The 12,869-nt window shown below is 64.5% G+C and carries 13 protein-coding genes; 7 read left to right on the forward strand and 6 right to left on the reverse strand.

From position 1 onward, the window contains the following. Positions 1-197: 197 nt before the first annotated feature. From tmk to ASD80_RS06345, 5 genes are read left to right on the forward strand one after another with little or no spacing between them, the layout of a single operon-like run. Positions 198-893 (forward strand): dTMP kinase, encoded by a 696-nt coding sequence (gene tmk, locus ASD80_RS06325; RefSeq protein ID WP_056230493.1) that lies wholly within the window; start codon positions 198-200, stop codon positions 891-893. Beyond that, positions 890-1,912 carry an AAA family ATPase gene (locus ASD80_RS06330; RefSeq protein WP_056230495.1) on the forward strand — a complete coding sequence of 341 codons (1,023 nt, stop codon included), beginning with the start codon at positions 890-892 and terminating at the stop codon, positions 1,910-1,912. Before tmk ends, ASD80_RS06330 begins: the two co-directional genes overlap by 4 nt. Then, entirely contained in the window at positions 1,909-3,459 is a 1,551-nt protein-coding gene (gene metG, locus ASD80_RS06335) for a methionine--tRNA ligase (protein WP_056230496.1), read from the forward strand. Before ASD80_RS06330 ends, metG begins: the two co-directional genes overlap by 4 nt. Positions 3,460-3,461: 2 nt before the next feature. Further along, a complete protein-coding gene (locus ASD80_RS06340) occupies positions 3,462-4,238 on the forward strand; it encodes a TatD family hydrolase (RefSeq protein ID WP_056230498.1) in 777 nt (258 codons plus the stop codon). A gap of 1 nt (position 4,239) precedes the next feature. After that, positions 4,240-5,076 (forward strand): MBL fold metallo-hydrolase, encoded by an 837-nt coding sequence (locus tag ASD80_RS06345; RefSeq protein WP_056230500.1) that lies wholly within the window; start codon positions 4,240-4,242, stop codon positions 5,074-5,076. On the opposite strand, the gene ASD80_RS06350 is transcribed toward ASD80_RS06345, so the two are convergent. The 6 genes from ASD80_RS06350 to fgd all read right to left on the reverse strand — a co-directional run bounded on the left by ASD80_RS06350 (position 5,073) and on the right by fgd (position 10,767). Next, complete coding sequence (locus ASD80_RS06350) at positions 5,073-6,074, reverse strand: TIGR03842 family LLM class F420-dependent oxidoreductase (RefSeq protein WP_056230502.1); 1,002 nt, start codon at positions 6,072-6,074, stop codon at positions 5,073-5,075. The two genes, ASD80_RS06345 and ASD80_RS06350, sit on opposite strands and share 4 nt — an antisense overlap. A 90-nt stretch (positions 6,075-6,164) precedes the next feature. Continuing rightward, positions 6,165-6,947 carry an ABC transporter ATP-binding protein gene (locus tag ASD80_RS06355; protein ID WP_056230504.1) on the reverse strand — a complete coding sequence of 261 codons (783 nt, stop codon included), beginning with the start codon at positions 6,945-6,947 and terminating at the stop codon, positions 6,165-6,167. After that, a complete protein-coding gene (locus ASD80_RS06360) occupies positions 6,944-7,936 on the reverse strand; it encodes a putative F420-0 ABC transporter permease subunit (protein ID WP_244488953.1) in 993 nt (330 codons plus the stop codon). The genes ASD80_RS06355 and ASD80_RS06360 overlap by 4 nt, the downstream gene beginning before the upstream one ends. Positions 7,937-7,953: 17 nt before the next feature. Further along, positions 7,954-8,901 carry a putative F420-0 ABC transporter substrate-binding protein gene (locus ASD80_RS06365; protein ID WP_056230508.1) on the reverse strand — a complete coding sequence of 316 codons (948 nt, stop codon included), beginning with the start codon at positions 8,899-8,901 and terminating at the stop codon, positions 7,954-7,956. A gap of 3 nt (positions 8,902-8,904) precedes the next feature. Next, positions 8,905-9,735 carry a coenzyme F420-0:L-glutamate ligase gene (gene cofE, locus ASD80_RS06370; protein ID WP_156460360.1) on the reverse strand — a complete coding sequence of 277 codons (831 nt, stop codon included), beginning with the start codon at positions 9,733-9,735 and terminating at the stop codon, positions 8,905-8,907. Positions 9,736-9,750: 15 nt separating this feature from the next. Continuing rightward, complete coding sequence (gene fgd, locus ASD80_RS06375) at positions 9,751-10,767, reverse strand: glucose-6-phosphate dehydrogenase (coenzyme-F420) (RefSeq protein WP_056230512.1); 1,017 nt, start codon at positions 10,765-10,767, stop codon at positions 9,751-9,753. Between the two features lie 161 nt (positions 10,768-10,928). Here fgd and ASD80_RS06380 point away from each other — a divergent pair, with 161 nt between their 5' ends. Continuing rightward, positions 10,929-11,846 carry an MYG1 family protein gene (locus tag ASD80_RS06380; RefSeq protein ID WP_056230514.1) on the forward strand — a complete coding sequence of 306 codons (918 nt, stop codon included), beginning with the start codon at positions 10,929-10,931 and terminating at the stop codon, positions 11,844-11,846. A gap of 196 nt (positions 11,847-12,042) precedes the next feature. Continuing rightward, a complete protein-coding gene (mazG, locus tag ASD80_RS06385) occupies positions 12,043-12,852 on the forward strand; it encodes a nucleoside triphosphate pyrophosphohydrolase (protein WP_056230516.1) in 810 nt (269 codons plus the stop codon). Positions 12,853-12,869 lie beyond the last annotated feature (17 nt).

The raw sequence follows: 12,869 nt of genomic DNA on the forward strand, positions 1-12,869 counted from the left end.
AAACCCTTCAAACTCGCCATCAACGCTGCAATGAGAAAGTTCATCACCATCCTCAATGCTATCGTCAAACAATCGACAGTTGCTTGACCCGAGGGCTCTTCACTTGACGAGCGCACCGCAAGTGCATAGCCCTCGGGTCAAGCCCGAGGGTGACGGCCGGTGGGCGTGATCCGATCGAGACAATTGAGCCGGAAGACATGTTGCAAGAGGCACCGACTTCCAAAGCCAGCCGCGCCCGCTTCATCACCTTCGAAGGTGGCGAAGGCGTCGGCAAATCCACCCAGGTCAAGCGCCTGCTGCAAAACCTGCAGCGGCATGATATCGAGGCCGTGCGCACCCGCGAACCCGGTGGCACGCCCAAGGCCGAGGCCATCCGCTCCTTCATCCTGCAGGGGCGGTCGGAAAGCTGGGGGCCGGGCGCCGAAGCGGTGCTCTTCGCCGCGGCCCGGCTTGACCATGTCAACCAACTCATCGCCCCCAACCTGAGCAACGGCACCTGGGTTCTGTCCGACCGGTTCCACGATTCCACCCGCGCCTATCAGGGCCTGACCGGTGGCGTCGACGACAAGCTCATTGCCGGCCTCGAATCCCTGGCGCTGGACGGACATGCGCCCGACCTCACCATCATCCTCGACATGGACCCCGAAGCCGCCTTCAAGCGCGTGGCCGAACGCGCCATCGAGGACGGGCTGGCGCTGACCGGCGACCGCTTCGAGAAGGAAGAGCTCGAGTGGCACAAGAAGCTGCGCGACGGCTTCCTGGCCATCGCGCGCGACAATCCCGACCGCTGCGTCGTCATCTCGGCTGCCCAGTCCGAAGACGCATTAGAAGCCGCCATCTGGGAAGCCGTCACCCAGCGCTTCCCCGAACTGCTGCGCGGGTCCCAGGCGTGACCGATCCCGACGCCCTTGAGGACATCGCGCTGCCCGAACGCCGCCAGCGCGCGCGCGGCCACGAAGCGCAGCGCGCCGCCATCCTCAATCAGTTGGCAGAGCATCGCCTGCCGGGCGCCATTCTGCTGCATGGCCCGCAGGGCATCGGCAAGGCGACCTTCGCCTTCGAAATGGCCGCCGCCATTCTCACCGCTACCGGCGACGAGGATGCCCACCGCGTCGAGGAACAGGTGGGGGCCATGTCCCATCCCAACCTTTTCCTGCTGCGCCGCCGTCCCAAGGACAGCAAGGGCTTCTATACCGTCATCCGTGTCGAGGACATCAGGGACCTGCGCGACAGCCTGCACCATACCCGGGGCAGGGCGGGACACCGCGTCGCCATCATCGACAGTATCGACGATTGCAATCCTTCGGCCGCCAATGCCCTGCTCAAGACGCTGGAAGAGCCCCCCGCCGACACCATCTTCCTGCTGATCTCCCATCGCCCCGGCCAGTTGCTGCCCACCATCAAGTCGCGCTGCCATAACCTGGCCCTGCGCCCGGTCGCGTCAGGCGATGTCCGCGCTATCCTGCAGGAACACGACGCCGCCCTCGGCCAGGCCGAACTCGACCGCGCCATAAGCCTTTCCGGTGGCCGCCCCCGCCGCGCCTTCGAGACGCTGGCGCTGGAGCCGGACTCCGCGCTCGGCGCCCTGCAGGCCTGGCTGGTCAACCCGGCCCAGCATCCCGCCGGCGTCGCCCTGCAACTGGCCGATGCCCTTGGCGCCGACACGCAAAGCCCCGAACTCAGCTTCGCCCGCGAAATGCTCGACGACTGGATGGCCGACGAGGCCCGCAATGCCGCCATGCAACCGCATTCCCGCATGCGCCTTGCCTCGGCCAACGAGCTATGGGACAAGGCACACGCCCTCTTCGCCGAGGCCGACAGCATCAATCTGGATATGAAACAGACGCTTGTCGCCATTTTCGATGCGATCAGGAAGCATGTAGCCACGACCGTTCCATCCGAGCTCCAATGACCGCCAAGCCCTTCTACGTCACGACTGCAATCTCCTATCCCAACGGCGCGCCCCATATCGGCCACGCCTATGAGATGATTGCCACCGACGCCATTGCCCGCTGGAAGCGCCTTGAGGGCAGGGAGGTCTACTTCCTCACCGGCACCGACGAGCACGGCATCAAGATGGTGCAGACCGCCGCTGCGCAGGGCGTAACGCCGCGCGAGCTGGCCGACCGCAACGCCGCCGAATTCCGCCGCCTGGCCGAAGTCCTCGAGATTTCCAACGACGATTTCATCCGTACCACCGAGCAGCGCCATCACGAATCCAGCCAGGCGATCTGGAACAAGATGGCCGCCAGCAACAACGGCGACATTTTCCAGTCCACCTACAAGGGCTGGTATTCGGTGCGCGACGAAGCCTATTTCGACGAAGACGAGCTGACCGACAAGGACGGCAAGAAGTTTGCCCCCTCCGGCGCTGAAGTTACCTGGGTGGAAGAGCCGACCTATTTCTTCCGCCTCTCGGCCTACCAGCAAAAGCTGCTCGACCTTTACGAATCCAATCCCGATTTCATCGCGCCCAAGGAACGCCGCAACGAAATCATCTCCTTCGTGAAGGGCGGGTTGCAGGACCTCTCCATCTCGCGCACCACCTTCGACTGGGGCATTCCGGTGCCCGGCGCGCCCGGCCATGTCATGTATGTCTGGGTCGATGCCCTGACCAACTACATCACCGGCGTCGGCTTCCCCGACGAAGCCAGCGCGCTGTTCAAAAAGTTCTGGCCGGCCGACCTGCATGTCATCGGCAAGGACATCATCCGCTTCCACACCGTCTACTGGCCCGCTTTCCTGATGAGTGCTGGCATCGACGTGCAGCACCGCGTCTTCGCCCATGGCTTCCTGACCGTCGATGGCCAGAAGATGAGCAAGTCGCTGGGCAATGTCATCGATCCCTTCCATCTGGTCGACGAATTCGGCGCCGACGCCGTGCGCTACTTCTTCCTGCGCGAAGTCTCCTTCGGCAATGACGGCGACTACAGCAATGAAAAGCTGATCAATCGCGTCAACGCCGACCTCGCCAACAATCTCGGCAACCTGGCCCAGCGCTCGCTGTCGATGATCAACAAGAACTGCGACGCCAAAGTGCCCCAGCCGGGCGCGTTGACCGAGGCCGACCAGGCGCTCATAGCCGAAGTCACCGAGGCCATCGAGGCCGCGCAGAAGGCCATGGACGAGCAACTGGTGCATGAGGCGACGGGCGCGCTCATCGCAGCGCTGAGCTCGGCCAACAACTACTTCGCAGGGCAGGAGCCCTGGGCGCTGAAAAAGACCGATCCGGCCCGCATGGCCACCGTCCTCTATGTCACGGCTGATACGGTTCGCCGGCTGGCCATTCCCATGCAGGCTTTCGTGCCGGCATCGGCATCGCGCCTGCTCGACCAGTTGGCCGTTCCGGGTGATCAGCGTTCACTCGCTGCGGCGCTCAATGCTAACAGTCTGCTAACCAATACGCCCCTTCCGCTACCGCAGGGCGTCTTCGCCCGCCTCGAGCGCAAGGCCGAATAAAGATGTTGATCGACAGCCATTGCCACCTCGATTTCGATTCCCTGGCCAGCGATATCGACGGCGTCATGGCCCGCGCCGAAGCGGCCGGCGTCACCGGCATGGTGACGATATCCACGCATGTTGAAAAGTTTTCCACATATGCCGCGCTGGCAGAACGTTTTGCGAACGTCTGGTGCTCGGTCGGCACGCATCCCCATCACGCCGATGAGGAATTGCATATACAAACAGATGATCTTGTCCGGCTAAGTGCCCATCCCCGTTGCGTTGCTATCGGTGAAGCCGGCCTCGACTATTTCTACGACAACGCCCCGCGCGAGGCCCAGGCCACCGGCCTCCGCCGACATATCGCCGCCGCCCGGATCACCGGTCTTCCACTGGTTATCCACAGCCGCAAATGCGACGACGACATGGCCGCGATCCTCAGGGAAGAAGCCGGGCAGGGGGCTTTCCCCTTCCTGCTGCACTGCTTCACCGCCGGCCCGGATCTGGCTCGCACCGCCCTTGATCTGGGCGGGTATATCTCCTTCTCCGGCATCATCACTTTCAAGAATGCCGAGGAGATTCGCGAGGTCGCCAAATTCGTTCCGGCCGACCGCTATCTCGTTGAAACCGATGCACCTTATCTCGCCCCGATCCCGCATCGCGGCGAATCCAACGAGCCCAGTTTCGTCCGCCACACCGCCGAAAAAGTCGCCGAGGTGCGGGGGATAAGTCTCGAACAGCTCGGCCAGGAAACCACCGCCAATTTCGCCCGCCTGTTCTCGAAAACCGGGCTCTGACATGGCCGCCGCCCAGAGGATAACAGCCACCATCCTGGGCTGCGGATCGTCCGGCGGCGTGCCGCGTATCGGCAATGTCTGGGGCATCTGCGACCCCAGTGAACCGCGCAACCGGCGCCTCAGGTGTTCTCTTTTACTGGAAGGGTTTAGCGAGGGCAGCGACATCCCCACCCGCGTCCTGATCGACACCGGCTGCGACCTGCGCGAACAGTTGCTGGCCGCCAGGGTGGATCGCGTCGAAGCCGTGCTCTACACCCACGCCCATGCCGACCACACCCATGGCATAGACGACCTGCGCGTGCTGGCGCTGCATAATCGCCGCCGCGTCGATGTCTATTTCGACGCCGAGACCGGCGCCCGTCTGCGCGAGGCCTTCGGCTATTGCTTCATTTCCCCGCCCGGCAGCGACTATCCGCCCATTCTCAACGCCCATGACATCGCGGCGGGCGACGTGCTCGATATCGACGGGCCGGGCGGCTCGATCAGCGTCACGGTGTTCGAGCAGACCCATGGCAACATCACCTCGCTGGGCTTCCGCACCGCCAATTTCGCCTATTCCTGCGACCTGTCGGGCTTCCCCGAGACTTCGCTACAGGCTATTTCCGGCCTCGACCTCTGGGTGATCGACGCCCTGCGGCCCACACCCCATCCGAGCCACCTGAGCCTGCCCGAAACGCTGGAATGGATCGCCCGGATGGCGCCGAAACAGGCGGTGCTGACCAATATGCATATCGATCTCGACTATGCCCAAACGGAATCGGAAACGCCTGACAACGTCACCCCGGCCTTCGACGGCATGCAGATCGACGTGTTGAGCGGGCGTATCCTCAACCGCTAACGAAATGCCGGGATCACGTGCCGCCCGTAATTGGCGATGATCTCTTCCTCGTCGCCGCTGTCGAGATAGATGTTGAACTGCGTCACGCCCGCATCCTGGAGAGCGTGCATCTTGGCGATATGGTCGTCCGGCTCGCCCAGCACGCAAAAATTCTCCACCACGTCCGGCGTGATGAAATCGAGGAACGGATTATCCGACTGGCCGTGCTTGGAATAGTCGTAGCCCCGGCGCTTCTCGATATAGCTGGTTAGGCTCTTAGGGATCTGGTCGCTGTCGGCGCCGTATTTCTCGACGATATCGGCGACGTGGTTGCCCACCATGGCCGGGAACCATTTGGTGGCCTCGATGGCGCGGGCCTTGTCGCCAAAATAGGCGGGGGCTGCCGCCATGGAGCGGAACGTGCTCATATCCTTGCCCGCTGCCTTGCCGGCGCTGATGCACTGGTCGGTGAACCACTTGCACAGCCCCGGATCGGCCAGTTGCAGCACGACGCCATCGGCATGTTCGCCGGCAGTCTTGAGCGCCAGCGGGCCATAGGCGGCGATCCAGCTCGGCATGTCGTGGCCCACGGCCCAGGGGAATTTCACCGCCGCGGGGATTTCGCCATAGGAGACCTCCTCGCCGCGCACCATGGCCTGGGTCTTGGCGATGAATTCGGTCACCCGCGCCAGCGTCGCCGGCTTCTTGCCCATGACGCGCATGGACGAGTCGCCACGGCCCACGGCCAGGTCGAAGCGGCCGCCGGATTGCTTGGAGAGCGAACCGAATATCGAGGCCGCGACCGACCAGTCGCGTACGTCGGGATTGGTCACCAGCGGGCCGAACCGCATGCCGGTGGTGTGTTCCATGCACATGGCGATGGCGGCGTAGCAATCGCGCCAGAGAATGTGGCTGTCATAGAACCAGCAATAGCTGAAGCCGGCATATTCGGCGGCGCGCACCAGATAGCGCGCGCGTTCGGGCTCAATGAAGCCCTTGAAGGTGATGCCGAATTCCATGAGCGCCTCCCGTCCGAAATTTGACCAGTCGATCAAATTTTTGAGTTGCCGACGCGTGATTGTCAATCGCAATCGCGCGGCGGTATCGATTTAGCCGGGCAGGTCATAGGCGATGAGCGGACGGCCGGTGCCGGGGTGGCGCAATATGGTCGCGTCGACGCCATAGACTTGGCGGAGCAGGGCTGGGGTCAGCACCAATTCCGGCGGTCCGGCGGCCACCGGGCGGCCACCATGCAGCACCACCAGCGAGTCGCAAAAGCTGGCGGCGAGATTGAGATCGTGCAAAGCCAGCAACACGGTGGCACCGGCCTGCGCGTGGCGGCGCAGCAGGTCGAGCGTGGCAAGCTGGGCATGCACGTCGAGGTGATTGGTGGGCTCGTCGAGCAGCAGCAGCCGCGGTTGCTGTGCCAGCGCGCGGGCGATCTGGATGCGCTGCTGCTCGCCGCCCGACAATGTCTGGTAAAGCCGATCGGCGAAAGCGGTCATCTCGACTGCGGCAAGCGCCGCTTCGGCCAGGGACAGGTCATCGGCGGAGGGACTTGCCTGCCATACGGACTGAAACGGGATGCGGCCGAGCATCACTGCCTCCCGCGCTGTGAGACGGGCGTCGGTTTCGCTGTTCTGTTCGACAAAGGCGGTGAATTGCGCGCGGGCGCGGCGGGGCAGGGTGGCGAGGTCGGTTCCACAAAAGCTCACTGAGCCCATGGCGGGTACGAGCCCGAGAATGGCCCGCAGCAGCGTGGATTTGCCGGCACCATTAGGGCCGATCAATCCGGTGACGCTGCCGGCCGGGACTACCATGTCGATCCCATCGACAATCGCCCGGCCACCCAGTTGCACTGCGACGCCGCTGACCTCCAGCCCCACGCTCATGTGATCCGCCGGTAGCGCAGCAGCACGCCGAGAAAGATCGGCGCGCCAAGCAATGCGGTGATGATGCCGACCGGCAATTCGCGCGGCTCGAACAGGCTGCGTGCCGCCGTATCGGTCCACACCATGAAACTGGCGCCCAGCAGCATGGCCACCGGCAACAGCGCGCGATGGCGCGAGCCGGTCACCAGCCGCGCTACATGCGGCACGATGAGTCCGACGAAGCCGATGGCCCCGCCAATGGAGACCAGTATGCCGGTCAGCAGCGCCGTGCCGCCGAGCAGCCACCAGCGCAGCCGGCCCACATCGACGCCGAGCGTGGCCGCCGCCGTATCGCCAAAGGCAAAGGCATCGAGCGAACGGCCGGACAGCAGCACCGGCAGGCCGGCCAGCACCAGCGCCGCCAGCACCAGCAGCGCCTCAGGCCAGACGACGCCGCTGAGCGAGCCCATGAGCCAGCTCAGGATCTCGCGATAGGAATCGCCGGTTGCCGACCAGAAGATCAGGAATGACGTCGCCGCGGCGGCCAGCGCCGAGATCGAAATGCCGGCCAGGATTGCCCGCGTCGGCGTGGCCCCGCCCAGCAACTGGGTGACCAGCAGGGTCAGGCCCATCGCCGCTGCCGCGCCGATGAAAGCGCCGAGCGGCATCAGCAGGGCGGCGCCTGCGAGCAGGAAGGCGACGGCCCCCAGAGACGCACCGGACGACAGTCCCAGCAGATAAGGATCGGCAAGCGGATTGCGGGTCAGCGCCTGCATGACAGCGCCACACAGAGCCAGGCCAGCGCCGACGACCGCGGCGGCCAGCACGCGCGGCAGGCGCAGATCCCAGATGATGGCGTCGCGCAACCGGCTGACCGGGTTTTCGGCGACGAGCCCGAGGTGCCAGCCAATGGTCTGCCAGACCTCCAAAGGTCCGATATCGGCGGGCCCGAAGGTCACTGCCAGCACCAGGCTGGCCAGCAGCAGCGCCAGCAGGCTCAGGACCAGCACTGCCAACGTCGGTCGGTTCACGGCGTGAAACTGAGGCCGGCAAGCTGGGCCGCCATATCGGCCGTCGCGCCGACATTGCGCACACCGGCCTCCGAGGCCGGGAAGGGCACGATGAGGTAACGCTGGTGAATCACCGCATCGAGTCGGCCGGTGATGGGGTTTTCGGCCAGCAGCGTCTTTTTCTGTTCCGCCGAATTCCAGGTGGCGTCGACCAGCACGATGACATCGGGGTTGGCGTCCACCACCGCCTCCCAGCTTGCCGATACCCAGCCGTCATCGACATCGGCCATGATGTTTTCCAGCCCGAGTGCTTCCAGCATCATCTGCGGTGCGCCGCTCCCCGCGCCGACATAGGGCGTCTTGGTGCCCGAGGAATACCAGAGTGCGGTGAGCCCGCGCGTATCCGGCATGATGACTGCCAGCGCCGCCTGCTGCTCGGCGATCAGTGCTGCTGCCGCCGGCGCGACGTCGAAGATCGCGCCCAATTCATCGATCTCGGCAAACACCTCATCAAAGCTGAGCTTCGCCGGCTTCACCGAGCGACAGGCCGCGGGCGACACGTAGCCGGCCACGCCCAGCGCGGCCAAACTCGGCCTTTCGCCCGCGCCATCGGCAGAAAAATTGCTCTCCCAGCCACCATAGACCAGGTCCGGCTCGGCCTCGAGCACCACTTCCTGCGACGGCAGCTTGTCAGACAGCACCGGCAAGGCCGCGGCCTCCGCCGTCCACGGCTCCGGCGCCGGACCATCCTGGAAGCCGACGCCGACGATACGGTTGCCGAGGCCCAGCGCCAGCAGCATTTCGGTGGCCGTCGACTTGATGGTCACCACCCGTTGGGGTGCGGTTGGCAAGGTGAGCGTGAAGCCGCAATTGTCGAGGGTGAGCGGGTAGCTTGTCTGAGCCATCGCGTGACCGGACGACAAAGCGAGCATGGCCAGGCTGAGAGACAAGGGCAGGGGGCGCATGGGTCAGTCCTGTTTGACGCGTTTGGCCTTGGGTTGCGGCGCGGGCTGGTCGCGCAGTTCGGCCTGTGCAGCCTCATAGCCCAGCCGATAGGCCTCGGCCGAGCCGAAGCGGAACATGTCGTCATCAACCGAGCGCACCAGTGAACGGGCGCCGGGCGCCGCGATGTCGGTTACCAGCCGGCCGAGGCCGCGCACCACGGCGACGGGAATGCCCGACGCCTTGCCCTTGACGAGATCGGCGGCGCCGGCCAGTTCATCGGCCAGCACGGTGATGGTGACATTGAGCGGCCGCCCATTGGCATCGACACCGCCGCGCAGATCGTCGGTGACCACAATGCCGGCCGCGCCGATGGCCACGTCGGTCTGCCCGACACGCCAGGGCCGGCCCAGCGTATCGGTGACGATGATGCCCAGCGCCACCCCAAACCGCTCCCGCAGCCCTGCGCAGAGCGCTCGCGCCGAACGGTCGGGGTCTTCCGGCAAGCGCAAAGCCAGGCCGTCCGGCACATTGGATGTGTCGATGCCAGCCGCCGCCATGATGAGTCCATGCCGGGTTTCGACGATCTTGGTGACGCCGCCCGGATGGACGCGCTCGGCCACGATGCGGACGGTGTCCTGCGCAATGGCCTTTTCGCGATCAGCCACCGGCACCTGCATGCCTTCGGCCTTGGAGACGATCTTGCTGGTGATGACAAGAATGTCGCCATCCCTGATGGCGGCATCGGGGTCTTCAGCAACGGACGCCTCGATGGCCGCGGCGATCAGCGCGACGAGATCGTCGCCCGCACCGATCTCTGGCACGCCCGTTACACCCCAGACTGTATATCGCGGCATTGCCATTGCCGTGACCTAGCCGGCGCTCGCGGCGGGCGCAAGGGCCCGCAGCCGCGGCAGGATTTCGCTGGCATAAAGCGCGATGAACCGGCTCTGGTCCTCGCCCGGCGCGTGAAACACCAGGTGGTCGAAGCCATAGTCCATATAGGTCTTGATGGCCGCCACATGCGCGTCGGGATCGCTGGAGACGATCCAGCGCTTCGCCACCCGTTCGATGGGCAATTGGGCCGCCAGCCGCTCCATTTCGGCCGGATCTTCTACCGAATGCTTCTCCTCTGCCGTCAGCGACAGGGCGGCCCAGCCGCGCGTATTGTTCAGCGCCAGTTCGGGATCGGGGTCGAACGATACTTTCACCTCGATCATGCGCTCGAAGGGCAGGCCGGCACGGTCGGATTCGGCGCGGCCGATGGCGACATTGGGCAGCAGTTGATCGACATAGAGCTCCGCCCCCTTGCCGGAGGTACAGATAAAGCCATCGCCCGCGCGCCCGGCATATTTGGCATTGAGCGGGCCACCGGCGGCCAGGTAGATTGGCACCATCTTGTCCGGCTTGTCATAGATGGTCGCATTCTGCGTCTTGTAGAATTCGCCCTCGAAAGTAACGCGATCCTCGCTCCACAGCCGGCGGATCAGCGTCACCGCCTCGCGCAGCCGCGCCGAGCGCTCCTTGAGCTCCGGCCACACCATGCCCGTGGACGGCACTTCGTTGAGGGATTCGCCCGTACCGACGCCCAGGATGACGCGCTCGGGAAACATGGCGCCCAAAGTGCCGAAAGCATGCGCCACAACCGAAGGATGCAGCCGGAATGTCGGCGTCAGCACCGAGGTTCCGACCACCAGCTTTTCCGTGCGCGCCAAAGCCGCTGCCATCCAGGCCGGCGCGAAAGGCGCATGGCCGTCGGTATGTTTCCACGGCTGGAAATGATCGCTGATGAACACCGATTCAAACCCGGCCTGTTCCGCTTCGATGGCGAAGCGCAGCAGGGTATTGGGGGCGAATTGTTCGGCGGAAGCCTTGTAACCGAAGCGCATGCCTGACCTCCAATGCTCAGCGGTGGCAATACTTTGACCAATTGGTCAAAATTGTCCACCGGATTCGTGCGGGGAGCCGGAATGCGGTTGAGGTGAGGGCCGGCAACGGCTATCTGGTCATCCCGTAAGGCTGCCCGCAAACGAACAAGGCGCATATCGGCATGATTCCAGAGTTTCTCGTCACCCATTCGGGTGGCTTCCATGCCGACGAGCTGCTGTCCAGCGTTGTGCTGACACGGCTTTTTCCGCAAGCCCTGATCAAGCGCAGCCGCGCGCCGGAATGGATCACGCCGGGCATGGACCGCATCATCTACGATGTGGGTGGCCTCTACGATGCCGAAGCCCGGATTTTCGACCACCACCAGCGCGGCGCGCCGGTGCGCGACGATGGCCAGCCGTATAGCTCGTTCGGGTTGGTCTGGAAGCATTATGGCCGGCAATATCTGGCCGCTTCGAACGTTCCCCAGGCGCATATCGAGGCGGTGCACGCGTCCTTCGACACCAAATTCGTGCTGCCAGTCGATCTGATGGACAATGGCGCGCTGAGCCCGTCAGGCCCGCTGGCCGGGCTGATGCTGCCATCGCTGCTGGAAACGCTGAAACCGGACTTCGACGACACCGATCCGGATGCCGAAACCACGGCCTTCCACACTGCGCTGGCCATAGCCCGTAGCTTCGTCGAGGCCGGAATCGCGCGCAGCGCGGCCAAGCTGCGCGCCGAGACGATCGTGCATCAGGCCATCGTGGCGACCGGGCAGGGGCGCGTGCTGGAGTTGCCGATGGGCATGCCGTTCCGCCCCGCCATCGTCAGGGCTGGTGCCGATCACCTGCTGTTCGTGGTGCATCCGCGCGACAAGGACTGGTGCCTGACCACCATCCGCCGTTCGGATGAAGGGTTTGAGGCACGCGCCGATCTGCCGGCGGCCTGGGCCGGCCTGACCAATGGCGAGCTTGAGGCTGCGTCCGGTGTGACCGGCGCCAGCTTCTGCCACAACGGCCGTTTCGTCGCCGCCGCGAAAACCCGCGAAGCCGCACTCGCAATGGCCGAATTGGCGGTAGCCGAGGCCCTGGGCGACTGATACAGCGTTTCGGCGTCGTGCGATGGGGTGAAACGCTGTAGCAGGGCAATGCCCAGCCAAACTGGGGCTTCTGCACTCATTTTAGTTCCATAATATATATTATGCGAATTGCGGAATGACGATCGGGTAGCCGCTGTGGCCGGTCCCCCAAGCTGCTAAGCTGGGTGTCCGCACGATTCCAACTGACGAGATATCCATGCATCCATCGCGTGACATTGCCCGCCTGATCGAAATCATGGCGGCCCTGCGCAATCCCGTCGGGGGTTGTCCCTGGGATCTGGAGCAGGATTTCTCGACCATCCGGCACTATACGATCGAGGAAGCCTACGAAGTTGCCGACGCCATCGAGCGCCAGGATTTCCCCGACCTGCGCGAAGAGCTTGGCGATCTGCTGCTGCAGCCGATCTACCACGCGCAGATGGCCAGCGAGGCCGGCCATTTCGATATCGGCGACGTCATCTATGCCATTACCGACAAGCTGATCCGGCGGCATCCGCATGTGTTCGGCGATGCCGATGCCGGCAACTCGGCGGCATCCGAGCGGCGCTGGGAGGCCATCAAGGCACAGGAACGCGCTGCCAAGGCCGCGCGCAAGGGCGATACGGCGCCGTCCATCCTCGACGACGTTCCCAATGTGCTCCCTGCTCTGGCCCGCGCCGAGAAGCTGACTAAGCGCGCCGCCAAGGTCGGCTTCGACTGGCCGGACTTTGCCGCGGTCAAAGCGAAGGTCGACGAGGAACTCGCTGAAGTCGCCGAGGCTCGGGCATCGGGCGATGCGGATGCGGTGCGCGAGGAAATCGGCGACCTGCTGTTCGCCGTCGCCAATCTGGCGCGCCATGCCGGCGTCGATGCCGAAGCCGCCCTGCGCGACGCCAACTACAAGTTCACGCACCGCTTCCATCATGTCGAAGCCCGCTGCCGCGAGGATGGCATCGAGCCGAAATCGGCCGGCCTGGAGCGAATGGATGGCTACTGGAACGAGATCCGGGCTGCCGATAAGGGATAGTGCCAAGCCTCCACTCG

Origin of the sequence: Devosia sp. Root635 (assembly GCF_001427605.1) — a bacterium.
Classification (GTDB): domain Bacteria; phylum Pseudomonadota; class Alphaproteobacteria; order Rhizobiales; family Devosiaceae; genus Devosia.

Excerpts from the sequence above, each read along its gene's own strand:
- tmk (WP_056230493.1), top strand. The coding sequence starts at position 198 with ATGTTGCAAGAGGCACCGACTTCCAAAGCCAGCCGCGCCCGCTTCATC.
- ASD80_RS06350 (WP_056230502.1), bottom strand. The coding sequence starts at position 6,074 with ATGGAATTCGGCATCACCTTCAAGGGCTTCATTGAGCCCGAACGCGCG.
- ASD80_RS06365 (WP_056230508.1), bottom strand. The coding sequence starts at position 8,901 with ATGCGCCCCCTGCCCTTGTCTCTCAGCCTGGCCATGCTCGCTTTGTCG.
- ASD80_RS06340 (WP_056230498.1), top strand. The coding sequence starts at position 3,462 with ATGTTGATCGACAGCCATTGCCACCTCGATTTCGATTCCCTGGCCAGC.
- mazG (WP_056230516.1), top strand. The coding sequence starts at position 12,043 with ATGCATCCATCGCGTGACATTGCCCGCCTGATCGAAATCATGGCGGCC.
- ASD80_RS06345 (WP_056230500.1), top strand. The coding sequence starts at position 4,240 with ATGGCCGCCGCCCAGAGGATAACAGCCACCATCCTGGGCTGCGGATCG.
- ASD80_RS06355 (WP_056230504.1), bottom strand. The coding sequence starts at position 6,947 with ATGAGCGTGGGGCTGGAGGTCAGCGGCGTCGCAGTGCAACTGGGTGGC.
- fgd (WP_056230512.1), bottom strand. The coding sequence starts at position 10,767 with ATGCGCTTCGGTTACAAGGCTTCCGCCGAACAATTCGCCCCCAATACC.
- cofE (WP_156460360.1), bottom strand. The coding sequence starts at position 9,735 with ATGCCGCGATATACAGTCTGGGGTGTAACGGGCGTGCCAGAGATCGGT.
- metG (WP_056230496.1), top strand. The coding sequence starts at position 1,909 with ATGACCGCCAAGCCCTTCTACGTCACGACTGCAATCTCCTATCCCAAC.
- ASD80_RS06380 (WP_056230514.1), top strand. The coding sequence starts at position 10,929 with ATGATTCCAGAGTTTCTCGTCACCCATTCGGGTGGCTTCCATGCCGAC.